Source organism: Gordonia sp. 852002-10350_SCH5691597 (assembly GCF_001665715.1).
In the GTDB taxonomy this organism is placed as follows: domain Bacteria; phylum Actinomycetota; class Actinomycetes; order Mycobacteriales; family Mycobacteriaceae; genus Gordonia; species Gordonia sputi.
In genome coordinates this window covers 21,258-45,433 of sequence record NZ_LZMO01000045.1, presented here as the reverse complement: position 1 = coordinate 45,433, position 24,176 = coordinate 21,258, and the positions used below count along the sequence as shown (strand labels likewise).

19 protein-coding genes and 1 pseudogene are annotated in these 24,176 nt (G+C 65.8%); 11 read left to right on the top strand and 9 right to left on the bottom strand.

The window, feature by feature from the left end; translation table 11 throughout:
- The 5 genes from A5777_RS03490 to A5777_RS03470 form a co-directional block, all read left to right on the top strand.
- Positions 1–797: DUF222 domain-containing protein (locus A5777_RS03490; protein ID WP_156529270.1), on the top strand; the 797-nt coding region annotated here is incomplete at its 5' end.
- Between the two features lie 135 nt (positions 798–932).
- A complete protein-coding gene (locus A5777_RS03485; protein WP_005201979.1) occupies positions 933–1,622 on the top strand; it encodes a TetR/AcrR family transcriptional regulator in 690 nt (229 codons plus the stop codon).
- On the top strand, positions 1,619–2,899 hold the full coding sequence (locus A5777_RS03480; protein ID WP_064861635.1) for an MFS transporter: 1,281 nt from the start codon (positions 1,619–1,621) through the stop codon (positions 2,897–2,899). Before A5777_RS03485 ends, A5777_RS03480 begins: the two co-directional genes overlap by 4 nt.
- A 212-nt stretch (positions 2,900–3,111) precedes the next feature.
- A complete protein-coding gene (locus A5777_RS03475) occupies positions 3,112–5,232 on the top strand; it encodes a neutral/alkaline ceramidase (protein WP_231894927.1) in 2,121 nt (706 codons plus the stop codon).
- Positions 5,233–5,565: 333 nt separating this feature from the next.
- Positions 5,566–6,990, top strand: coding sequence for a guanine deaminase (locus A5777_RS03470; RefSeq protein WP_269446982.1), 1,425 nt, complete (start codon positions 5,566–5,568; stop codon positions 6,988–6,990).
- Positions 6,991–7,047: 57 nt separating this feature from the next.
- Here A5777_RS03470 and A5777_RS03465 read toward each other — a convergent pair whose 3' ends face one another.
- The gene (locus tag A5777_RS03465; RefSeq protein ID WP_039854190.1) at positions 7,048–8,214 is read right to left on the bottom strand and encodes a carboxylate--amine ligase; all 1,167 of its coding nucleotides are present in this window, start codon (positions 8,212–8,214) and stop codon (positions 7,048–7,050) included.
- Positions 8,215–8,556: 342 nt separating this feature from the next.
- Between A5777_RS03465 and A5777_RS03460 the strand changes: the two genes are divergently transcribed.
- A complete protein-coding gene (locus A5777_RS03460) occupies positions 8,557–9,882 on the top strand; it encodes a hypothetical protein (RefSeq protein ID WP_064861634.1) in 1,326 nt (441 codons plus the stop codon).
- On the opposite strand, the gene A5777_RS03455 is transcribed toward A5777_RS03460, so the two are convergent.
- From A5777_RS03455 to A5777_RS03440, 4 genes and pseudogenes are all read right to left on the bottom strand, one after another.
- Positions 9,870–10,994 carry a hypothetical protein gene (locus A5777_RS03455; RefSeq protein WP_231894926.1) on the bottom strand — a complete coding sequence of 375 codons (1,125 nt, stop codon included), beginning with the start codon at positions 10,992–10,994 and terminating at the stop codon, positions 9,870–9,872. The two genes, A5777_RS03460 and A5777_RS03455, sit on opposite strands and share 13 nt — an antisense overlap.
- A gap of 10 nt (positions 10,995–11,004) precedes the next feature.
- Positions 11,005–13,619: pseudogene (locus A5777_RS03450) on the bottom strand (LuxR C-terminal-related transcriptional regulator).
- Positions 13,620–13,793: 174 nt separating this feature from the next.
- A complete protein-coding gene (locus tag A5777_RS03445) occupies positions 13,794–14,582 on the bottom strand; it encodes an ABC transporter permease subunit (protein WP_005201992.1) in 789 nt (262 codons plus the stop codon).
- Entirely contained in the window at positions 14,582–15,499 is a 918-nt protein-coding gene (locus tag A5777_RS03440; RefSeq protein ID WP_064861639.1) for an ABC transporter ATP-binding protein, read from the bottom strand. The genes A5777_RS03445 and A5777_RS03440 overlap by 1 nt, the downstream gene beginning before the upstream one ends.
- Before the next feature lie 481 nt (positions 15,500–15,980).
- Between A5777_RS03440 and A5777_RS03435 the strand changes: the two genes are divergently transcribed.
- Complete coding sequence (locus tag A5777_RS03435; RefSeq protein ID WP_064861632.1) at positions 15,981–17,075, top strand: IS110 family transposase; 1,095 nt, start codon at positions 15,981–15,983, stop codon at positions 17,073–17,075.
- A 214-nt stretch (positions 17,076–17,289) separates the two neighbouring features.
- Here the strand turns inward: A5777_RS03435 and A5777_RS03430 are convergent, their stop codons facing one another.
- Genes A5777_RS03430 through A5777_RS03420 form a run of 3 tightly spaced genes read right to left on the bottom strand, consistent with a single transcriptional unit; the run spans position 17,290 to position 19,410 of the window.
- Positions 17,290–18,093: a thiazole synthase gene (locus A5777_RS03430; RefSeq protein ID WP_064861631.1), complete on the bottom strand. Its 804-nt coding sequence runs from the start codon at positions 18,091–18,093 to the stop codon at positions 17,290–17,292.
- 1 nt (position 18,094) lies between these two features.
- Positions 18,095–18,292 (bottom strand): sulfur carrier protein ThiS, encoded by a 198-nt coding sequence (gene thiS, locus A5777_RS03425; protein WP_064861630.1) that lies wholly within the window; start codon positions 18,290–18,292, stop codon positions 18,095–18,097.
- Positions 18,289–19,410: an FAD-dependent oxidoreductase gene (locus A5777_RS03420; protein WP_064861638.1), complete on the bottom strand. Its 1,122-nt coding sequence runs from the start codon at positions 19,408–19,410 to the stop codon at positions 18,289–18,291. The genes thiS and A5777_RS03420 overlap by 4 nt, the downstream gene beginning before the upstream one ends.
- A 181-nt stretch (positions 19,411–19,591) precedes the next feature.
- Between A5777_RS03420 and thiE the strand changes: the two genes are divergently transcribed.
- Positions 19,592–20,302, top strand: coding sequence for a thiamine phosphate synthase (gene thiE / locus A5777_RS03415; protein WP_064861629.1), 711 nt, complete (start codon positions 19,592–19,594; stop codon positions 20,300–20,302).
- 310 nt (positions 20,303–20,612) lie between these two features.
- On the top strand, positions 20,613–20,996 hold the full coding sequence (locus tag A5777_RS03410) for a hypothetical protein (RefSeq protein WP_064861637.1): 384 nt from the start codon (positions 20,613–20,615) through the stop codon (positions 20,994–20,996).
- Positions 20,997–21,023: 27 nt separating this feature from the next.
- Here the strand turns inward: A5777_RS03410 and A5777_RS03405 are convergent, their stop codons facing one another.
- Positions 21,024–21,503: an NUDIX hydrolase gene (locus tag A5777_RS03405; RefSeq protein ID WP_064861628.1), complete on the bottom strand. Its 480-nt coding sequence runs from the start codon at positions 21,501–21,503 to the stop codon at positions 21,024–21,026.
- Positions 21,504–21,732: 229 nt separating this feature from the next.
- Here A5777_RS03405 and A5777_RS03400 point away from each other — a divergent pair, with 229 nt between their 5' ends.
- Together A5777_RS03400 and A5777_RS03395 are read left to right on the top strand one after the other, a co-directional pair.
- Entirely contained in the window at positions 21,733–23,175 is a 1,443-nt protein-coding gene (locus A5777_RS03400; RefSeq protein WP_064861627.1) for a hypothetical protein, read from the top strand.
- Positions 23,172–24,173: a glutamate ABC transporter substrate-binding protein gene (locus tag A5777_RS03395; protein ID WP_064861626.1), complete on the top strand. Its 1,002-nt coding sequence runs from the start codon at positions 23,172–23,174 to the stop codon at positions 24,171–24,173. The genes A5777_RS03400 and A5777_RS03395 overlap by 4 nt, the downstream gene beginning before the upstream one ends.
- Positions 24,174–24,176: the final 3 nt, after the last annotated feature.

The following is a 24,176-nucleotide window of genomic DNA, read 5'->3' as shown; positions in this document are numbered from 1 at the left end:
GCACCCAGTCGCAGCGCAACCACGACGCGCTCTCCGCAATTCTCAGGGCAGTCCTCGACGGCGGGCTGCTCGGCGCCAGTCATCGCGGACTTCCGCCACACCTCGTCGTACGCATCTCCGACACGCAGCTCCGTGAGTACGCGGGCTACGGACAGACCACTACCGGCGCCGACATCCCGATGCCCGACTTGATCCGGTTGGCCGCTCAATCGGTCATGCACCTGGCCGTGTTCTCCGAGCACACCGGCGCGCCTCTCTACTTCGGCACAGCCAACCGCCTCGCAAACGAGTCGCAGCGGTTCATGCTGTTCGCGCAGTACGGCGGATGCTCCATGCCCGACTGCCCCCGCCCCTTCAGTCACTCCGAAATCCATCACGCCGAACAGGATTGGGCAAAGGGCGGACGCACCGACATCGACGAGCTCGCACCGGCCTGCGGACCCCACAACCGCGCGGTCGGCGACGGCCCCGGGCAGTTCACCACAGAGAAGATCCCCGACGGCCCCGATCGCGGGAGATACGGTTGGCGATCCAACCCCGACCCGGCGTTCCCGGACAGAGAAAACACACTGCGCACCAACAACATTCACGATCTCGACGCGATCATCGACGAGAAACTCGAGCGATGGCGAGCCGAGCTGACGCCGCCAGTCGCGGTACCAAAATCCCCAACTCCACCGCCGGCAGACCCGCGACCCATCGACGACTACACCTACCCCGAGGACGTCGCCGACGAGATCGTGCGCATGCTGCACGACGGCAGCCTGATCACCGTCGGCGAACTCGAACCCGTCTGACGGCGGCGCCGATTGCGGCGCGGTTAAATCGCCGCGCTCCTGTTGCGGATTTCGAGCGAATCCCGCACATTTGTCGACAGTTGATCGTATGGTCAACTCGCACCGACAGATGACCAGGGGGATTCGTTGCGTCGAATGACTTTCGAGGACCGGCGGCAAGCGCTGGTCGATGCCGCAGTCCGCGTCATCGCACGAGATGGGCTTGCCGCTGCGACGACCAGGGCGATCGTCGGCGAGGCAGGGATGCCTCAGGGCGCGCTCTTCTACATCTTCTCCTCCCGCGATGCGCTGATCACCGAGGTCATCACGCACATCACCGAGCAGGAGCGCCTCACCGCGGTGTTGTCTGCCGACATGGTCGCCGAGGACGCGAGCCTCCACGAGGTGCTCAGCGAAGCCATGCTCGGCTACCTGCGCATGCTCGAAGAGGACCCAGCGCGTGAGCTCGCGCTCCTCGAGGTGGCGACACACGCGATCCGCCACGATCGCGCAGCCGTCAACAAGCAGTGGCAGACATACCGCAGCGCCGTCGCCGACGCACTGAGCTACCTGGCCGACCGCATGTCGATCACGTGGGAGCTACCGCTGACGCAGGTCGCCCATCTGGTGACCTCCGCGATCGACGGCCTGACGCTGTCGTGGCTGACCGACCGCGACACCGAGGCTGCGCGCCGCAATATCGACGTACTCGCCACCGCGATCGTCACGCTCGCCGCACCGACAGCGGGCTCCGCGGCGGCACCGGAAGCACAGTCGGAACCGGACACACATGCAGCACCGGAAGCACCGGAAGCACCCACAGCACCGGAGACCGACGCACGGTGACTCTCGATCACGACGCCCACCACAGTCCGACGACCCCGTGGCAACGCGTATCGTCGAAGTGGGTCGGCCTCTTCGGACTCTCCTGGCTCGGCATCTGGCTCGCGCAACTCGCGCCATTCCAGCTCACTCTTCCCAACCAGATCAACGACTGGCTCGATATCGGCACCAACGTCGACGAAAGCAATTGGCAGCGAAGCGTTCTCACATTCGGTGTGGTATCGGGTATCTCCGCGGTGTTCGCGCTCGTCGCATTCCCACTCACGGGTTCCCTATCAGATCGCACGACGAGCCGCTACGGACGACGTCGACCGTGGATCATCGGCGGCACCGCGTTGTTCGCAGCGGGGCTCATCGGACTTGGCTTCTCCGACAACATCATTGCGATAACCATCGGGTGGTGCGCGGCGCTGACCGGCTTCAGCGCCGTGTCGGCGGCCCTGACCGCTCTGATCAGCGACCAGGTTCCCGTCTTCCAACGCGGCGTCGTATCGAGTTGGGTGTCGGCCCCGCAGGCGATCGGCGTGATCATCGGTATCGCGCTGGTGTCGGCGTTCGGGCTCGGCTTCCTCCCGTCGTACGCGCTTTTCGCGGTCGTACTGATCGCCTGCGTCGCACCGTTCGTGATGTACCTCGACGATCCACCCATCCCGCGTCACGACAAAGGCAGGATCAGTCTGCGCGCCGTCGTATCCGAGCTGTGGGTCTCGCCACGCGAGCACCCCGATTTCGGGTGGACACTACTCGGCCGCGTGTTGGTGAATCTTGGTAACGCCCTTGGTACTTCGCTGCTCTTCTTCTTTCTGAAGTTCGGCATCCACTCCACCGACGCCGACAACGACATCCTGCTGGTGACAGCGGTCTACATGGTGTTCGTCGTCATCAGTGCGCTGGTGTCAGGCAAGCTGAGCGACATTGTCGGGAGACGAAAGCCGTTCGTCCTCGCCGCGGGCGTGTCGCAGGGTGCCGCGGCTGTCTGCATCGCAGTCGTCGCCGACCTCCCCATGACGATGGTCGCGGCCGCACTGCTCGGCGCTGGTTTCGGCGCGTTCCTCGGTGTCGACCAGGCGCTGGCAACACAGGTTCTCCCCGACGCCGAGCACAACGGTCAGGACCTGGGAATCATGAACATCGCGATGGCCGTTCCGCAGGCGCTCGGACCTCTGGTCGGCGCCGCAATCGTCGAGGTAACCGGCGGTTTCAGTGGATTGTTCGTCGCGTCAGCAGTTTTCGGAATCCTGGGCGGCGTGTCGGTTCTGCTGGTACGCAGCGTGCGATAGATCGCCCGGCGCCGCCGCCATACCCGTTGGCCCACAGCATTTCCCATTGGCCAACAGCATTTCCCATTCGCCCACACCACTCCGCACCCATTCACAACACTTAGCACTCATTCACAACGCATCCACGTCTCCACTCATCGACAACAGCCACTAATCCACAACGCATCCATCGTCCATGCAGTCGAACGTCCACATTTCACCAGGGGGTCGAGATGAGCACCAACGCATCCCGCGGAACGCCGCACCACACTTCACACGACGACGCCGCACCGAGCGAAGTGAGCCGCCGCGGATTCCTCGGCGCCTCCGCGGCGGCTGTCGGAGCAGGCGTGGTCGGGATCGCCGTGACAGGCTCACTCGGAGCCGGAACAGCAACGGCCGCACCGTCGTCGGGCTATCTCGTGGGGGCGGGCAAGGGCGATCTCACCGGCGCCATCGCAGGCCAGGGAATGATGGGCTACTCCGACCTCAGCCAGGTCGCCACCGGTCTGCTGCAACGCGTGTGGGCGCGCGCCTACATCATCGCCGACGCCGCGTCGGGCAAGCGCATAGTGTTCGTCAACGCCGATCTGGCCTGCCTGTTCGAGTCCCACCGCGTAGGCGTGATGGACGAACTGCGCCAACGATTCGGCAACCTCTACACCGAGGACAACGTCAATCTCAACGCCACTCACAACCACAACACGTGCGGCGGAACCGCCTGGGACTACGCGTATACGCTTGCAGCGTTGGGTCATCGGGAGAACTCCTACCGCGCTGAGGTGGCTGGCCTCGTCGACGCAATCGTGGCTGCCCACCACTCGCTCGCGCCGGGCACACTCGAACTCGGGCATTCCGAGCTACACGACGCCAGCGCCAACCGATCGCTGCAGGCGTTCGTCAACAATCCGACTCCCGATCGTCGACACTTCCCCGAGCACATCGATCCGCAGGTCACTTCGCTGCGACTTCGTCAGGGCGGCAACGTCATCGGCGAGATCACCTGGTTCGCCACACACGGCACGTCGTTGACCGACGCCAATACGTTGATCTCGATCGACAACAAGGGCTACGCGTCGTACCTCGCCGAGCAGAGCAACCCCGACGTCGTCGCATCGTTCCCGCAGACCAACGCAGGCGACATGACTCCGAATCTCGCTGTGCGCAAACTACATCCGTCCGGGCCGACCGAGGATCACCGCGCCAACTGCACGATCATCGGACAGCGACAGTTCAAGGCCGGCGAACGAGCATTCGCCGCGGCGCGCTCGCTGACCGGCGGGCTGTCCTACGCCTACCGTTTTCTGAACCTTTCCGACATCGCGATCGACGGCGCTTACACCCCTGATGGACGCGCGGCACGTACGAGCCCCGCCATCATGGGTGCCGCAGCGGCGGCGACGAGCACCGAAGACAACACGCGCAGCCAGCTCTCCTTCCTCAAGGAGGGCACCGTACTGCCCTTCGCCGCAGCGCTCGGCGCGACGTCGAAAGTCACTCCGCCCGAATGGGTTCAGCAGGTCCAAGCACCGAAGCTGCCGTTGTTCCCCCTCGGCTACATGCCGCCTCACCCGTGGATTCAGCAGATTCTGCCGATCCAGCTGATCCGCATCGGCGATCTGGTGCTCGCAGCAGCACCCGCCGAGTTCACCATCACCGCGGGGCTGCGCGTGCGTCGGATCGTGGCGGCGGCATTCTCGTTGCCACTGGAAAACGTTCTGCTGCAGGGATACTCGAACGGCTACAGCCAGTACGTCACCACTCCCGAGGAGTACCTCTCCCAGCAGTACGAGGGCGGCGAGACCCTCTTCGGTCGGTATACCCTGTGCGCATACATGCAGGAATTCGACAGGCTCGCACGCGAGATGGCAGCCGGGAAGCCGTCATCGCGCGGCCCGAAGCCGCCGGACCAGCGCGGACCTCAACCCGATCTGCTGACCCCGGTACCCGCCGATACCCCCATCAGTGGTCGACGCTTCGGCGACGTCGTGCGTGGACCGAAGACCTCATACCGGTCCGGTGAGACGGTGTCGGTCGAGTTCTGCGGCGCACACCCCTCCAACAAGGTGCACAGGGTGCGGCAGGGAAGCAGCGCGGCCAAGGACGGCTACTTCGTCGTCGAACGGTACGAGGCGGGTCGCTGGGTCGCGGCCGCCGACGACAACACCTGGGGCACCGAACTCGCCTGGAAGCGGCCGGCCGGCAGTTCGACGGCGTCGAGCGTGACCATCCGTTGGACGACCGGCTCCGGAGTTTCGGGGCGCCACCGCATCCGGTACTTCGGCGACGTCAAGCGGGCCGGCGGCGCGCTGTCGTCGTTCGTCGGGACGAGTCCCGCCTTTGACGTGAAGTGATGCCGTGGCCGCACAGCATGACCGGCCTGACTAGGTGACGGGCCTGACGAGATGACGGGTCCAGCGCGATGACAGGTCCGGCGCGATGACAGGTCCAGCGCGATGACAGGCCCGACGCGATGACAGGCCCGGCGCGATGACAGGCCCGGCGCGATGACAGGTCCGGCGCGATGACAGGTCCGGCGCGATGACGCACGGCCCGACAGGCCGAACCGTCGAACCTGTGGTTGGGTTGTGCGCGTGAATGCCCCCGACGTGACAGGCCCCGGCACGGCAGCGACTCCCGGTACCACAGCGACTCCCGGTACCGCAGCGAATCCCGGCACGGCACCGATTCGTGGCACGGCAGCACAACGTCGTGTCCATCGGGGACGCATCATGCACATCGCAGGCTCGCCGACGGTCTCCGACGCCGACTCTGCGCTCGTCGACATCCCCGACGGTGCGCTGGTCATCACCGCCGACGGGTTGATCGACTTCTGCGGCCCCTTCGACGAACTGTCCGCGCAGCCCGGGGACGTCGTCGTCGACCATGGCGATGCCTTCCTGCTTCCGGGATTCGTCGATGCCCACGTGCACTTTCCGCAGACCTACGAGCTCAACGCATACGGCGGCGGCCAGTTGCTGGAGTGGCTGAACAACTGCATCTTTCCCGCGGAGTCACGGCTGGCCGACCCCGTGTTCGCCCGCACGATCGCGCGCGACTTCACCCGCGCCAGGATCGCCGCGGGCACCACGGCCGCGATGGTGTTCGGTTCGGCCTTCCCCGTGGCGCAGGACGAACTATTCGAGGCGACCCGGCGCGCCGGGCTGCGCATCGTCAGCGGTCGCGGTATCCAGACCCAGGGTCCGGATTCGGCCGCCCCACTGATGACCTCGGAGTCAGACGCGATTGCACTGACCACCGCCGAGATCGAGCGGTGGCACGCGGCCGATACCGGAGACCCCGACACCGCTCGGCTACTGACCGCGATCGTGCCGCGCTTCACGCTGTCGGTGACAACGCAGACCCTCGCGGCGCTCGGCGAGCTGTACGCGCAGGTACGCGACCGCGGCGTCTACGTCCACACGCACCTCAACGAGAACAATCGGCCCGGCACCGGCGAGGTCGACCTGGTCAAGCAACTCTTCGACGTGGAGTGCTACCTCGACACCTACGACGGCAAATTCCTCCCCGGTTCGGCCGTCGGCGGCGAGAGCCTGCTCGGCAGGCGCACCATTCTGGCGCACTGCGTCCACTGCACCGACGCAGAGTTGGCCCGGATGGCAGAGACCGGCACGTCGATCGCGCATTGCCCGACGTCGCAGTTGTTCCTCGGCTCGGGCACCATGCCGTGGAACCGCACCGTCGACGCGGGCGTGACCATCGCGCTGGGCAGCGACTGCGGAGGTGGCGACGAATGGCTCATCTCGAAGGTCGCAGGCGACGCCTACAAGGTGCACATCTCCGAGCCCGGCGAGGCAAGCGTCGCAATGCATCCGGCGCAGATGTTGTTCAGCGGAACCCTCGCAGGCGCACGGGCCCTCGACGCCGAATCACGCTTCGGCAACTTCGACGTCGGCAAGGAGGCCGACTTCCTGGTGATCGACCCACAGCAATGGCCGCCGCTGGAACGGATGCTACGCAACGGAGTTCGCGACGACGACCCGCAAAGAGCGCGCGACCAAACACTTTTCGCGCTCCTGATGGGAATGCGCGAACCTGCGATCGCGGAGGTCTACGTCGGGGGCGACAAGGTCGACGCCGACGCAGTGTGACGGCTCAAGCGGTGTGAGTTTCTGCGCAGTGTGTGAGCTTTCGCGGCCCGGCGTAGCTCAGATCGGGTGGCCGTCCCATTCGTGGTCGTGCATGAAACCCTCGGCAAGACCGACGTGGTAGCGGCGGCAGTCACGCAGGATCGACGCGTAGGCGACCGGCAGCATGATTCCGGGTTTCATGTCTCCACGCTCGAAGATGACGTCCTCGTAGGAGTGAAAGTCCTTCCAGAACTGGCGCATCGACCGCCCCTGGCGTGATGCCTTTGTCCAGCCGTAGAGCAGCATGCCGAGGCCGATCATGCGGTCGACGTCGGAGTCGGGAACGATCAGGTCGTCGTTGTCGCCGAAGAACGCCGCGGGTACGTCGTTGTGGGGGCGGAACATCATGATCCCGCTCGTCGACCGCGGGTTGCACTCGATGCAGTAGATGCTGCCGTCGGCACCCTCGATGAAGTCGAACCCGGCCTGCCCGGTAAAGCTCTGCGCCGCAACGAATTCAGTGATCCAGTCGAGGATCGGTTGGTGTTCGATGGAGGTGAACGACAGACACGAGCTGCCGCCGATCGCGTAGCTGACGGGGTACGTGGCGTGCGCGTTGACCTTGCCATCGCGGCAGACCGAGTAGGTGCAGTAGCGCTTGCCTTCCATCCACTCCTGGGCCAGCCACGGATTCGTCGAATCGTATTCGACCCAATCGAGATTCTGTCCGGGAGTGATCTTGTGTACCTTCTGCGACCCGCGCGAGTAGCACTGCTTGAACGCGAACGGAACGTCGAAGTCGAGGGCTGCGGCGTCGTCGGGCCCCTCGACGACCGCGAACTTCAGTGTCGGGATGCCCAGGGAGACCAGCTCGCGCTGAAAGTCGTATTTGTTGTGCAGCTTGTTCTCGGTGTCGAAGTCGGACAGGAACACTTCGCACTCCGGGGGAAACAGTCCCACCATCATCGACAGGATGTCGGTTTCCTCGTGGATGGGAATGACCATGTCGACTTTCTCGTCGACGACGATGCGAGCGAGTTCGCGGCAGTAGTCGCGGGGCTCGAACTTCGGTGCGGGCACCTTGTGAAATGCGTCGACCGAGTTGGAGAAGCGGCTGACACCGATCGGAATGCTGTCGACGACGGTCACCCGATGACCTGCCGCCGACATCAGCCTCGCCAGGTTCAGCGTGAGGAAAGAGCGGCCGAAGGTGATCAGGACGTGCTTCTTCGGGGATGTCGCCACATCGCGAGTCTAGTCAGTTGTCCCAACCCTCCGACGCGGGCGGCATGACAGTCCTCGGATCGGCGGCGATAGACCTCGAGACGGGCGCCGATGGGATTGTCGGTACCTCAGTGGATACTGAGAGCGGAATAATAACTCGCTTGCCGACCGTTAACCGATGAGTTGTGGTTATCGGGGGAGTCTCTACTGCACGACCACTGGCGATCCACAACCGCTGTGATTACACGACCGCCAGCGATTGCACGAGCCTGTGCCAGACGACTCCTCAGCTCCCGTCCACGGGGCGCGAAGCGAGTGGACTGACCGGATAACGAATCGCGAACAGGACGAGAGGTAGGTCGCATGTTCCTCATCGGCGTCATCGCGGCGAGCCTCGCCGCGGTGGCTTACGGCATGTCGACGGTGCTGCGCGCCCTCGGGGCTCGTCGTGCCGCGCAGACCGAGCGTGATGAGGGGATCGAGACCACCAACGCCGCAGGTGGGCCGACACTTCGCTCCACGGCGTCGACCTTCGTCGACCCGGCGTTCATCCTCGGTACGGTCCTGGTGACTGTTGGATTCGCCGGCGGCGCTGTTGCGGCCCGCTACCTGCCGCTGTTCTTGTCGCAGACGATCGTCTCGGCCAACCTGGTGATCACCGCACTGCTGGGCACCATCATGCTCAACATTGCGCTGCACACCCGCGACTGGGTCGCCATCTGGCTCGTCGTGTTCTCGCTGTGCCTTCTCGGTATGTCGTCGTCGCATCAGACAGGCGATTCCGGGGGCTACTCATTCCACTGGCTGTTGTTCTTCGCCACCATCGTCCTGAGCGTGCTGGCGCTGCTGTCGGTGTACCGACTCGGCCGACACGGCGCTATCGCAGGCGGCGCTGCCGCAGGCCTGCTGTTCGGTGTCATCGCCATCGCGGTGCGCATCCTCGACGGCATCCACCCCTTCGACCCCGTCCGACTGCTCCTCGATCCCGCAGCGTGGACCATCGCGGTCGCGGGAGCCGTCGGATTCTTCGTGCAGACCGTCGCACTGCAGCTCGGCGCTGTCAATGGCGTCACCGCAGTGCTCGTGGTCGGCGAAACGGCAGGTCCGAGCCTTATCGGCGTCATGTTCCTCGGCGATCAGGCCAAGCCGGGCCTCGGTTGGCTTGCGCTGGTTGGTTTCGTCGGAGCTGTCGTGGGTGCGGTGCTTGTCGCCTGGTATGGGTCCGGAGATCCCGACCACTTCGGCGAGGCACCCCCGATGAAGGGCGGGTGGCGTCGCGGACGTGAAGACGATGAGTTCGACGACGAGTATGACGAGGGCGAGTTCGAAAGCGACCAGTTCGAGAGCGGCGAGCTGCGCTCAGATATGACCGCGTCCGATGAGATCGACTCCTTCGGATTCGCGCCCGCCGACTTCGACGACGATGACTTCGACGACCAGGACTTCGACGACGAGGACTTCGACGGCGCGGACTTCGACGACAAGGACCCCAGCGGTGACGAGGGCCGCAGCGTTACTCAGGGCCAGAGCATTGCCGCGGGCCGCAGCGCTACTCAGGATCACAGCGTCGGTGACAGCCAGAGCATCGACGGTGGCCGCGCTGGTGACGGCTCGGTCGCGAGGTCGGACATCGACTTCACCGATGTCGACCTCGACGATCGGCAGCACTCGCAGCGCTACTCGCGCTGATCGGTGTCCTCGACCTCCTGAACGTCTAGCTGCTTGCCGCCCGCCGCTTGGCCGTCTGTGTCCCGGGCGTCTGCCTCTTGGCCGTCGGCGTCCCGACCGCCCGCCTCCTGGCCGTCTGCGTCCCGAGCACCCGCCGCGAGAGCGATCTCGCCCGGCCCCCTGTCCCCCTGGCCGCTGTCCCCGTATCCCTGCCCGGTCTCGCCCTGGCCCGCCGCCACGCGCACGGCGGCCCGCAGATTGCGGATGGCGCCGAGTCGCCATGCGGTGGCGAACCACATGATGATCACGAACGGCGCGATGATCAGCATCGACCACAGGTAGCTGTTGTTGGGCATGACGTCGGAGATCACCTGCGCTCGTGACACGCCGTCGACCTCTGCGGGCAACCATGCCTCGAGGATGTTGCGCGTGAGTTTGACCGGCGCGAACGGGCCGGCACTCGACGCGATATAGAACGAGGTCAGCACGATCGCCAACGACCCGAGCCATCCGATAACCCTGACCTGGGAGCCCAGGATCTCCGCAGCCGTCCTGATCGACTCGACGGTGAAGCCCAACATCAGCACCAGGAGCAGACACGCGACCTGGGCGGAGAGCAGTTCCTCTATGACGGACGATTCGTCGTCGCTCGACGCCATGCTCGGCAATCCGATTGCCAACGAGATCAGCCCCGAGATCAGTGCGACGAGCGTGACAGAGCTGGCCGCGCCCTCGATCCGGGCGAATGAGCCGCGCATCGCACCCTCGGTCGCCGCGCTCGCCACCTTCGGACCGACGTCGTAGACGATCAGCACGACGAGTCCGGAGATCAGCGCGCTCAGCAGCCACGCAACCGTCGTGGTGCACACGGCCGCCAGCGCGAAGGAACCGATCAGTGGTCCGAACAGGCTGTCGGCGCTATCCGACAGACGTGTTCCGACGAGCGGCAGGACCCCGACGATCGCGATGACCAGTCCACCGGCGAGAAGCGGACCGGAGAACTCCGAAATCTCGACGGCGTCGAGGTCGGGATCGCGACCTCGGATGACATGCCATTCGGCGGCCGTCAGTTGTCGCAGTCCGCTTCCCCACCGCGTGCGGTCGCTCTCGGCTCCGGGCCGTGTGTTGCCCACGTCCACCAGATTAGGTACCGACCGCCCGCTGTTGGGTGAGGATCGCCGCGATGTCGGCGCGGTCGGTCACGTCGAGCTTCACGCAGGCAGGGTAGATGTGCCCCTCCACTGTGCGCACGGACACCACGAGACGCTCGGCGATCTGCTTGTTCGAGAGTCCGGCAGCCACGAGGTTGGCGATCTCGCGTTCGCGCGTGGTGAGCGGCAACGGTTGCGCCGCACGCTGCAGCGCAGGCGTTCGCAGGCCTCCGCACGACGCCGAGATACGATCGGCCATCGCTGCCGACGCGACCGTCGCGGAACGGTGTGAAGCGTTGTCGTGCAACACACTTGCCTGCGCGGCCGAGTCGGCTGCCGACAACAGGTAGCCCAGCTTCTCGAAATCCGCAGCACACAGATCGAGTTCGACGCCGTCTCCATCGGCACTTGCCCGCGCGTGCCGCGCGTAGAGACCGACGAGCGGACCGTCGACGATGTCGCCGAGTTCAGCGAGTCTGTCCGCCACGGACGTGTCACCGAAACGTGCAGCGGCATGCAGTGATTCGGCTTCGACCGCGAACTGCCCTGTCTCACGAGCCTGCTCGGCCGCATCATTGGCGAGGGTGATCGCGGTGGTGATCATCCCGGTGGATGCGGCTTGGCAGGCGGCAGCGACACCGAGCATCGGCCCGAACACCGCAACCTGCCTGCCGTATTGCTCGCGGGCTCGGGTGAGCGCGACGTCGGCGTCGTCGGGCAATCCCATTGCCGACAGCGACTCGATGAGGAACAGGTAGGCTGGGAAGTTCCAGGTTGCCGAGTATTCGTCGGTGTCGAGCGTCGCGAGGGTCTGCTCGATGCGTCGTGTGACGGCGGTGCACCTTCCGCGCGCGAGGTCGACAGCGGCGACGAGTTCTCCCGCCATCGCCCGCCGAGGTATTGCGCGGTGTCGGCGAACGTGGCGTACCGCTGTGCTGCGACCTGAGCGTCCTCGAGGCGGCCGGTGAGCGTGAGTGCGAGTACCTCGCCGATGCCCGCCGGAAAGCGCAGCATCCCATCGGTTTTCGCCTCAGCGTCACGTGCCCGGGCCGCAAGCGGCGCGACGTCGTCGCCGCGTCCCTGTAGCGCGCGGGCGAGCATGCCGCCGAACGCCGCCCACTCGACTGCCCAGGGCAGCGGAGATGACGCCGCGAGTACATCGTCGGAAAGCTCGACCGCCCGCGCGAGATTGTTCTCGAAAAGCGCACACGCCGACCCGATCGCGTCGACGATCGGCGTGAGTAGGGGTTCGGTGACGCGCGCACGGACTTCGTCCAGCAGTTCGTCGGCGCGTTTCGAATCGCCCATGGCCCAGAACATGTTTCCGACGCGCAGGACGCCGATGCGGGTGGCTCTGATCTCATCGAGATCGGCGAGTCGGTACTGCGCCAGTAGCTGCTCCGCTTTGTCGGGTTGGGCCTGCCACATCAACGCTCGGGCGAGCAGTTCCGCCTCGTCTGCACCGCCGCCGTCGGCGATTGCCGCACGCGCGAACCGCTCGCCCATCGGGACCTGTGCCAAGTTGAGCGCATCGCGGGCCGCCGAACCGAGCAGTGACAGGTCGATGGCACCGACGTCGCTTTCAAGGGCCAAGTCGGCGAGGCGAATCCGCGCCGCGGGCGTGTCCTTGGGACGCGAATCGAGTGCTCTGACGAGTGCACCGCGAAGTCGACGCGACGACGCGAGGCCGAGGCCGTGCCGGATGACCTCGCCGAACAGCGGATGGTGGAACGAGACATTGAGGCTGCGGCCGTCGCGCGTGATGCGGACGAGGCCGTCGATCTCGGCTTGTTCGACGGCCTCTTCGCTGGCAAGGTCGGACAGCACGTCGATGTCGAGCGGCTCGCACAGGCTCAGGTACTTCAGCGCGGCGAGGACGTCGGGCTGCAGTTGTTCGACGCGTCCGGCGAGGAGCGACGCGAGCTCGGAGGTGATCGCCGCACGTCCGCGAAGCTGCCACACACCATTGACCTGCCGTAGGGTCCGCGCAGCTCGCGCACCTTCGACGAGGTGTCGCAGGAACAGGGCGTTGCCGCCGGATGCCTCCCACATACGGTCTGCGGAATGCTCTTCGAGCTGGCCACCGAGGACGGACTCGATGAGTTCGACGCTCTGCTCTTTGGTGAACGGCGACAACGTGATTCGAATGAGGTGATTGTCTTTCCAGAGCGAGGTTACGGCGTCGGGTACGGCCTCACCGCTGCGCACGGTCGCGACGATCTGCACTGCGCGATCGATGGCGAGTTGATGGAGCAGCGTCGCCGACAACTCGTCGAGGAGGTGCGCGTCGTCGACTCCGATGATCGTATCGCCCTCTGCGAGAAGGGTTTCGCGCGCCGCTGACAGGTAGGTAACCGGGTCGCTCGACACCGCGGGACCGACTAGGTGTGCGAACACCCCCAGTGGAATCGAGCGGGCCGACTCGGTACCCGCAACCCAGCGCACCCCGGTTTCGGTGCCCGCCGTGACCAGCCGCGCGAGCGTCGTCTTACCGACTCCCGAATCGCCCGTCAGCACCACCCCACACACCGAACCCCCCGGATTCAGCGCGGACTGGATCGTGCGGAATTCCTGCTCCCGCTCGATCAGTGGCCAAGTGCCTTGCATGTGTCACGAGTTTAGTCACTGACCTGCGACTCTCCGACAAGACGAGACAAGGCTGTCCCCTGAACGGAGTACCCGACCGGTCTCGCTGGTCCAAAGAGTTTGGGTGGCCCAAAGGGTTTGGGTGGTCCAAAGGGTTTGGGTGGTCCAAAGGGTTCGGCTGGTCTGTCGGGTCTGCTACCCGGCGTCGCGTCGATTCACCAGAAGCACGCCGACTGCGAAGACGATCGCCGCGAAGACACCGAAGTAGATCAACGAAACCCACGAATTCCAGTGGTAGCCATCCCCGGGAAAGTCGCCGTCGAGAAATCGAGAGCCGTTGCGGAACGGGAGAAACGGTCCGATTCGACGTCCGACGACCGGCAGGGCCGCGGCAACGTTCTCGAGGACGAGCATCCACACCAGCACCACCGAGACCGCACCCGCGGTCTGCCGCACGATGGCACCGACACCGATCCCCACGATGACGCACAGTGCCGCCCAGACCGCTGTACCCCAGATCTGTCTGATCACGTGCTCGCTGCCGAGGTCTAGACCGGCGGAGCCGTTCAACGCCTTCACGAGCAGAACACTGCACAACGACAACGGCACGACGACGACAAACGTCAACGCGACGTACACCAGTGCCTTCGCGCACAACACATTCTGGCGACGAGGGGTTGCCAGGAACGACGTGCGGATGGTCCCGAAGCGGAACTCGGTGGTCACGCCGAGTACAGCCATGATCATCAGGATGACGACTCCGAAGAAGTTCACACCGATCAGATACACCGACGCCGCGCTGCTCTGGTCGAACGATCCGTCGGTGGCTGCGCCCTCGGGTTGATCGGCGACCCCGCCTGCACCGCGGGTCACGAGCGCGATCAGTCCCGCGATACCGAGACCGAGTACGACGACCGCCGCAATGCACCACCACGGCGCACGGGTACTGGTCAGCTTGATGCGTTCAGCCCGAACCGCGCCCATCAGTGCTGCCCTCCCCGATAGTCGATCGACTCGGCTGTGGCTGCCATGAAGACTTCTTCGAGCGACGGGGTGTCGGACACCAACTCGTGCAACCCGATTCCGGCAGCCGCCGCGACATCGCCGACCTGGTCGGTGGTGGCGTCGGCGACGGTGAGATACGTCCGGCCGTCCTGTCCGGCGACCGGGGTCACCGCGAGACCAGCGGCCTCGAGTGCCCGGTGGAGTTCCGCCGGTTGCGGGGTACGTACCCGGGCCACGGGGCGCGCCCGCGCAGTGAACTCCGAGATCGAGCAGTCGGCGATGAGCCTGCCCCGGCCGATGACGACCACGTGGTCGGCCGTCAACGACATCTCGGTGAGCAGATGGCTCGATACGAACACCGTCCTGCCCTCTGCGGCCAGCGCCCGCATGAAGTTGCGGACCCAGACGATGCCTTCCGGGTCGAGTCCGTTCACCGGCTCGTCGAAGACGAGAGTGTGCGGATCGCCGAGCAGCGCGCCCGCGAGCCCGAGTCGCTGCGACATACCGAGCGAGAATCCGCCCGCCCGCTGGTCTGCGACGGATGTCAGGCCGACCATCTCGAGCACCTCGTCGACCCTGCCCACCGGGATGTCGTTGCTCGCGGCCATCCACCGCAGATGATTGCGCGCGCTTCGGTTGGGGTGCACCCACTTGGCGTCGAGGAGCGCGCCCACTTGGCGCAATGGATGGTCGAGTTCGCGGTAGAGGCGGCCACCGACGGTCGCTGTTCCCGACGTCGGCCGGTCGAGACCGAGGATCATGCGCATCGTCGTGGATTTCCCCGCCCCATTGGGCCCGAGGAATCCAGTCACGCGCCCCGGCGCGACGGTGAAACTCAGGTGGTCGACGGCGGTCACGCCCCCGAAGGTCTTGGTCAGATCGGCCGCGGCAAGCATTGCCTCGACCATAGCAATCGAGGGCTACCCGCTGGCCCGGGTTGCCGCGCCGCTGGTGATTTCGACTCGGCAACTCGCTGCGCTCGCGGCCGGCTCAATCAGCGGGAAAGGGCAACTCGCTTCGCTCGCGGCCGGCTCAATCAGCGGAAAAGGGCTACATCCGCTCGTCGGGGTTGCCCCCACCGCTGGTCGAGCGCTATCCGCTGGTCGAGCCTGTCGAGACGGTGAGGATGGGAGTGCGGCTTGATCGAGTGTTCTGACTTTTGTCGAGACTGACCCCGGTTGGGTGTCTTGAAGTGGACCTGTCGATCCCGGTCGGGTCGTGGACACACCCTTGGTTCGACTGATGGAGCCGGGTGAGGCAGTGACTTCATAGGAACCTGTCGGCAGCGGTTATGGCCGACTCTTCACCGTCCTGTCCGCCTCACCCGGCGATGTCATCCCCGTGCCGTAGGACACGACTCAAGGAGACATAACCGCGATGACCAGCATGACCGTTACCCCGCCGCCGCTGCAACCGATGTACGGCGGAGTCGACACCCATAAAGACACCCACCACGCCGCGGTCGTCGATACCGATGGCCACCGCATCGCTGACCGCGAGTTCGCAACCGGCCAGCACGGTGATGATCAGATGTGTGCCTGGCTGACGCAATGGCCGATCGAGGCGATCGCCGTCGAGCAAACCGGCACCTACGGTGCCGGCCTGACACGTTCGCTGCACGCTGAGGGCTACCGCGTCAAAGAACTCAACCACCCCGATCCCACGGTGCGCGCGTGCGCAGGCAAATCCGATCCCATCGATGCCTACAGCGCAGCGCAGGCAGCCCGCACCGGGCGAGCCTCCATCACCCCGAAAGACCGGACCGGGATCATCGAGTCCATCCGAATGATCAAGGCCGCCAGAGCATCCGCGATCAAAGCACGCACCGCCGCGGTCAACCAGATCCGCGACTTCACGATCATCGCACCCCAGATCCGCGACAAGCTCACCGGCATGACCACCACCGGCATGATGGCCGTCATCATCACCTGGCGACCCCACCGCGACCACCTCGACGACCCCGTCCAAGCCGCCAAACTCGTGCTCCGTCAGGTCGCGATCCGAGTCCGTGAACTCGACGCCGAAATCACCGCCTACACCCGCCACCTCGACACGTTGACCGCCCAGATCGCGCCACGGCTGCGTGCACTGCCACAAGTGGGCACCCTCAGCGCTGCGCAACTGTTGATCACCGTCGGTCAATGCCCCACCCGAATCAAGACCGACGCCCAGTTCGCGCGGCTGTGTGGGATCGCCCCGATCCCGGCATCCTCGGGTAAAACCCACCGCACCCGCCTGCACCGTGGCGGCGACCGTCAAGCCAACTGCGCGATCCACCTCGTCACCATCGGCCGGCTCAACCGACACGAGAAAACCATCGCCTACCGCGACCGCCGAACAGCCGAAAACCTCTCCACCAAAGACATCATCCGCGCCGTGAAACGCTACGTCGCCCGCGAACTGTTCTACGCCCTCAAAGCAGACCTCACCGCCTGGGACACCAACCAAAACAACCACGCCCACACCACTTGACGGACTATAGGAACGTCCACCGGCCAGTGATTTCGACTCGGCAACTCGCTCCGCTCGCGGCCGGCTCAATCAGCGGAAAAGGCCCACCCGCTCGTCGAGCTGAACCCCGCTGGTCCAGCTGTCCCCGCTGGTCGAGCGCTATCCGCCGGTCGAGCTTGTCGAGACCCGCTGGTGATTTCGACTCGGCAGCTCGCTGCGCTCGCGGCCGGCTCAATCAGCGGAGAGGGACCACCCGGCCCGGCGAGGATGCCTGCGCCCAGAAACGCGTCGGAATGCGGCCCGCCCCGGCGGCGAGGTGGCCCGCGATCACCGCGTGGCGCATCGCGTTCGCCATGCGCTCTGGGTCGTCGGCGCGGGTCACGGCCGACGCGAGCAGCACGCCGTCGCAACCGAGTTCCATCGCCCGTGCGGCGTCGCTTGCGGTCCCGATTCCGGCGTCGAGGATGATCGGCACCTGCGCCGATTCGACGATCATCTCGATGTTGTGGGGATTGGAGATCCCGAGACCGGTTCCGATCGGCGACCCGAGCGGCATCACGGCGGCGACGCCGAGGTCGGCGAGTCGTGCCGCGAGCACCGGGTCGTCGTTGGTGTAGACGAGCACCGTGAAGCCGTCGTCCACGAGTCGTCGTGCGGCGTCGACGAGTTCGATGGGGTCGGGTAGCAACGTGCGGTCGTCGGCGACCACCTCGAGTTTCACCCACGACGTTTCGACGGCTTCGCGGGCGAGTTGCGCCGTCAGCACCGCCTCCGCAGCGGTGTGGCACCCGGCGGTGTTGGGTAGCACGTCGATCTTCAAGCGCCGCAACAGATCCAGCACCCCGGTCGTCGATCCCGCGTCGATCCGTCTCATCGCGACGGTCGTCAGTTCGGTGCCTGCGGCGACGAGTGCCCGCTCGAGTACCGCGAGGTTCGCCGCACCACCGGTACCCATGATGAGTCGGGAACCGAAGTAGCGGTCGGCAATTCGCAGTCCGCCCGAATCCTGTGTCGACGTGTCGGTTGCTGCTGAAACCATCTCAACCACCCTGCACAGCCGTGACGACTTCGATGACGGCGTCGGGCGGAACAACCGTGTCCCATCGTCCACGCGGTACCACTGCCCCGTCGACGGCGACCGCGACGCCACGGTCGGGCAGTCCGAGACCTCGGACGAGCGCGTCGACGGTCGGCTGCGCGTCCCACTCGTGACGCTCTCCGTTCACAGTGAAACTCACCGTGCCTCCTCGTATCCGTACACGTCATCTTCGCGACTGACTTCTTGCTGAACATCGTTGTGCTGCAACAGTTCCAGGACCCGATGCGCGGTGTATGGCGCGAGGACGATCCCGTTGCGGCCATGCCCCGCCGCAACCACCACTCGCTCGTCGATACGACGGATCAGCGGCAGCCCGTCTGCCGAGCACGGGCGATATCCCACACCGACTTCGGCGAGTGTGTAGCTCGCGAGTCCCGGCATCACCGTGAGCGCATCGTCGAGCAGGTCGCGAACGCCCGCAACCTCTGCGCCCGGCTCGTCGGATTCGTATTGTGTTGCGCCGACGACGATTCCGTCCGCCCGGGGCACCAGGTACACCGTGCGGCCGTCGACTCTGGCACGCACGACGTGACTCGGTGGCGGCACCGACCAGCGTGTGCGAGACAACCGCAGGATCTCGCCCTTCGCGACGTGTATGCGCGCGCCGGACCAGAGCTGCGGCACGCCGGCCCCGGCCGCCAGCAGCACCTGCCGACCCGCGACGTCGTCGAGGTCGGTGATCGTGTCGTTCCGCAGGTGCGCGCCGGCATCCCGCAGTGCACCGCGGAGCCGGGCGAGCAGCAGGCGATTGTCGACGGCACCCTCGCCCAGTGCGACGAACCCGCCGCGCAGTCTCGAGGTCAGCGCGCCCTCCAACTCGCGGATGGCCGCGGGGCCGATCGCTCGGATCTCACGCCCGGCACCCAGCGCCGGCGCCCAGACCTTTTCGGCCAGACGCGTGAGGTCTTCGAGATCGGTTGCCGTCGTCGCAACGAACAGGGAGTCGGCAGCCGTCGCGATCGTCTCGCGGGTGTCTTCTACACCGGAACCCTCTACGGCGTCGTCGCCGAGGCGTGCCAGCAGCGACGGCCACTGCGCGACCGATGTCGACGTCGCGGCAAGCAGCGCTTCCTCGCCCGGCAGCCCCTCGCCGAGCGAGCCGAGCATGCCGCCCGCGACGTGTGAGGCCCGCTGCTGAGGTCCGGCGTCGTAAACCACCACTCGCATGCCCGCGTCCGCCGCTGCGAGTGCGCTGGTCAGTCCGATGACTCCGCCGCCGACGACAGCGAGGTCGGGGGTGTCGATTGCAACAGTCAACTTCTCGAGATCCTTCCTTCGCCGGCATGACCCGGATCAGGTACGACGGTCAGCGGGGGCGTCCCGCACTCTCAGCTCGCCGATCCGCGGGCTCCCGTGTCTGTCGAATCCACCTTACTGCTGCGCCTGCTTCCCCCTGACCCCTGCTTCCCCCCTTGCCCCTGCTTCCGCCACAGCACGCATGGCTACGCTGGCGATCGTGACCGCCCACCACGCACGCGCCAAGCGACTGGAGTCCGCGACCCTCTATCTCTGCACCGACGCCCGACGCGAACGCGGCGACCTGGCCGAGTTCGTCGACGCTGCGCTCGCAGGCGGCGTCGACATCGTGCAGTTGCGCGACAAGGGATCTGCGGGCGAAAACCGCTTCGGAGCACTCGAGGCGCGTGAGGAATTGGAGATCCTCGCCGTGCTGCGCGAGATCACTCAGTCGCGCGGTGCCCTGCTCGCCGTCAACGACCGCGCCGACATCGCGACGCTCGCCGGGGCCGACGTCCTGCATGTGGGTCAGGATGACCTTCCGCCTGCCGCGGCGCGTCGGATCGTCGGCAAGAATGTGCTCGTCGGTAAGTCGACCCACGATGTCGATCAGGCCGCCGCGGCCGAAGCCGACCCCGACGTCGACTATTTCTGTGTCGGCCCGTGCTGGCCCACGCCGACCAAGCCGGGGCGTCCGGCACCCGGTCTCGACCTGGTGCGTGACGTCGCGGCGAACGAATCCGCCGAGAACCCGCACCGCCGCAAGCCGTGGTTTGCGATCGGCGGCGTCGACGCCGAACGACTCCCGCAGGTCACCGAGGCCGGCGCGCGGCGGATTGTCGTCGTGCGTGCGATCACGTCGGCGTCGGACCCGTCTGCCGCAGCCTCTCAGTTGCGAGCCGGACTCACCTGACACGCCCCTGGGAGTACACGCAGGCGAAACCCACTTGCGTCACCTGGGGTGCGCAGCGATAAAGTGAACGTCACCATGTTGTGCGCACCGAGCCTCCTCGTAGTTCGCCGCAGCGGGGTCTAGCTTCGACCGACCCCCCGCTGCGGGGTCGTCGTGCGCTCGTCGGTCATCGAATCTTCGACCGAAATGACCTTCAGCGATGCACAACCTTCACTTTTCTGCACCATGCTGTGACAGCAATGGCGCAGATCCTCTCTGGCAGCGGACCGGCCATGCACTCCCCAACGGAATCCGTCAGGAGGCAGCCGGCATGACCTGGCAGCAATTCGTCGACGAGTACACAACCAACGGTGCGATCCGACTCGGGTCGTGGACCGTCGCCCCAGCACCCGGCGACATGGTCGAATGCCGAGCAACCATCGCCTACGACGACCGGATCATGTCGATGACCGCGACGGCGGCCGGACCGGTCGGCGCGATGACCTCAATCCTCCACGACCTGGGAGTTTCTGTTCAGATCGTTCGGCTGCACCAGCGTCGACTCGATGATCGAAACGTCTCGTTCCTGCTGTGCGAACACGATCGTCGGCAGTGCTGGGCGACGGGCGACGGCGACACCACTGCCGACGCGAACATCAACGCACTCATCGCGGGGGCCAACCGGCTGCTCGCGGGCAGCGACCTGTACTCCTGAAACCCCGGATCTCTCAGACTCCTGAGTTCAATTCGTGGAGTCCAGCGTCGCGATGCGCTCACGAAGTCCCGGCCACGCGCTGCCGAAGGCGGGATGCAGTGGCAGCGTCGCCACATGCGCCTCGGGTACCCACCGCAGTTCCGCTGATTCTCCGTTGGCCGTGGTGATGACCGGGTGTTGCGCGTCGGCGATCACCGTCGTGTAGGTCCAGCCGCCGACCGTCCGGTGCGTGACCAGCGCGGCCACCACGGACACATCGTCGGGGGCGATGCCCGCCTCCTCGCCCGCTTCGCGGATCGCGGTGTCGACGGCACTCTCGTGCGAGTCGCGTGCGCCGCCGGGCAGACCCCAGGTGCCACCCTGATGCGACCATGCCGCGCGGTGTTGGAGAAGTATCCCGATCTCACCGTCGGGAAGCGGCGCCCGCAGCAGCAACCCTGCCGCGCCATGCAGCCCCCAGTACCTCGCACCGTCGTCGAGAACCCAACCGTCACCGTCGCCGCGCACTGCGCCTCCTGCTCGTACCCACACCCTGGAATGCTCTCCGAAAGCCCCGTGCCTCCAACTTAGGTGAACTCCGATCGCGGTGACACTCGCTCACCCCGACTCGCACTCGCTGCACCCCCGCACCATGAGCGTCGCGGACTAGGGTGGAAACGGACTCGACGTGGCGTGCGACATACCCAGAGAGAGCAGGTAACACTCGCTACAGACCGATGCAGAGGGGAGTGAGACGGTGACCGGCGATGCATCCCCCGTGCGGGCTGTGCTGACCCGCGCAGGGCGGACCGTACGCCCGGCCACGACGTCGCCCCCGCTTCGAGAGGTACTCAGCGATCGACGTGAATTGGTCGCGTCGGCACGTGCGGCGGCGCAATCACCGTTCTCCTCGGTGCGGCACTATGCCAAGACGACACCCGGGAAGCTGATCCTGCTGTGCTTCGTCGTCGCGGTCACCGCACTCGGAACCGGATGGTATGCGTCGACGACGCTGAACAACCGCACTCACCAGTTGCAGACGATCATCGACCGCTCCGAACCGTTGTCGGAGGCGGCTCAGGTTCTCTACAGTTCGCTCTCGATCGCCGACGCCGCGGCCAACTCGGCGTTCATCTCCGGCGGGCCCGAGAACCCGCAACTGCGGCAGCGATACTCCGACGCGTTGGCGACGGCGTCGTCGTCACTGCTGGTGACCGCGGGTAGCGACACCGGTCCCGGCGCGGATGCGACTGCGGAAGCCAGGGCACTGAATTCCGACCTCGAGGTTCTCACCACGACCATCCCCGTCTACAGCGGATTGGTCGAGACCGCGCGCACCAACAATCGGTTGGGTAATCCGGTCGGATCGGCGTATCTCGGTCAGGCGTCGGCGCTCATGCAGGACCGGATTCTGCCCGCGGCGCAGCGGGTGTACGAGCGTCGTTCGCTTGCCATCGCCGATCCGCAGAGCGCACTGACAACGCCGCCGTGGGGGGTGTACGCCGCGCTGCTGATCCTGGCGATCATGCTGATCGGGACGTCGCGCTACCTCGCACGACGCACCCGACGCCGCTTCAACATCGGGATCGTGGCAGCACTGGTCGCGATCATCGGCGGGCTGATCTGGCTGCTCACGTCGGGGTTGTTGTCGGTGGCGGCGACCAGTTCCGCCAAGGATGACGGCGCGACACCCCTACGTGAACTGACCGAGGCCCGCATCCTCACCCAGCAGGCACGTTCGGCCGAGACCCTGTCGTTACTACGACGCGGCGATCAGTCCGGGCTGCAGGACTCGTTCGAGCAGGCGACCACCCGGATCGGCATGGTGTTGGACACCCTCGACAGAGACGGCGGGTCGTCGGGGTCGTTGAGCAGCGACCAGATCACGTCGCTGCGTGCCGCGCTCGACCAATGGAAGAAGACCGACGCGCAGGTGCGTGACGCGATGACATCCGGAGACTTCACGCAGGCGCGGGCCATGACCGTTGGTTCGTCGCCGCAAAGCTCCGAGACCAGCTACAAAGCCGTCGACTCCGCCCTGGTGAACGCGATCACGACCACACGAACATCGTTCCGCGACGACATCAACACCGCGCAGCGGGTTTTGGGCTTCACCGGTAACGGCATTCTCGCGTTGTCGATCTTCGCGACGGTCGCGCTGATCCTGGGGATGATCCCGCGTATCCGGGAGTACCGATGACAGCGCGCACCATGGCCTCGGCGCGGACAGCCATCGCGTTCGTCGCGATCGCGCTGGGCGTCGTGGTGCTCGCGGGGTGCGTCAGCTTTCCCGCACCCGAGTCGCCGGGACCGAGTGCGACCGCGCAGACACCCGAGCCGCTCGGGGCGAGCTTCGACGTCGCCAAGGAAGCGCCACCGAACTCGTCGTCGTGTGACGCTACGCAGAGCTTGCGACCGGCGGCAGAACAACCTCAACCCGCACAGATGCCGCCGGGCAGCACCATGGACGCGATCTTCCGTCGCGGCAGGCTGATCGTCGGCACCGACATCGGTTCCAATCTGTTCAGTTTCCGCGACCCGATCACGGGCGACATCCAGGGATTCGATGTCGATCTCGCACACGAGATCTCCCGCGCGATCTTCAACGACCCCAACCGCATCGAGTTCCGGGTATTGAGTTCGGGCGAGCGCATAGACGCGCTGCGCAATCAAGAGGTCGACGTCGTCGTGAAGACGATGAGCATCACGTGTGATCGCCTACGCGAGATCAGCTTCTCGTCGCCGTATTACGTTGCATCCCAACGCATTCTGTCACTACGCGGATCAGGCATCACCGGGCCGGGACAACTCGCCGACAAGCGGGTGTGCGCGGCGCGGGGCACCACGTCGATCGGCCGCATGCAGCAGATCGAACCCCGTGCGAAGATGGTGACCACCACGACCTGGGCCGATTGCCTTGTCATGCTGCAGCAGTCACAGGTCGACGCCGTGAGCACCGACGACGCTGTTCTCGCCGGTCTGGCGACTCAGGATCCGTGGGCACAGGTCGTGGGGCCGAGCCTCGGTCAGGAGAACTACGGAGTCGGCATGCCCGTCGGACACGACGACATGGTGCGCTTCGTCAACGGCACCATCGCCGAGATTCGCGCGACCGGCCGGTGGCAGGAGATGTACGACAAGTGGCTGTCCATCCTCGGGCCCGGATACGGACCGCCCCAACCCACGTACCGCGATTGAGGC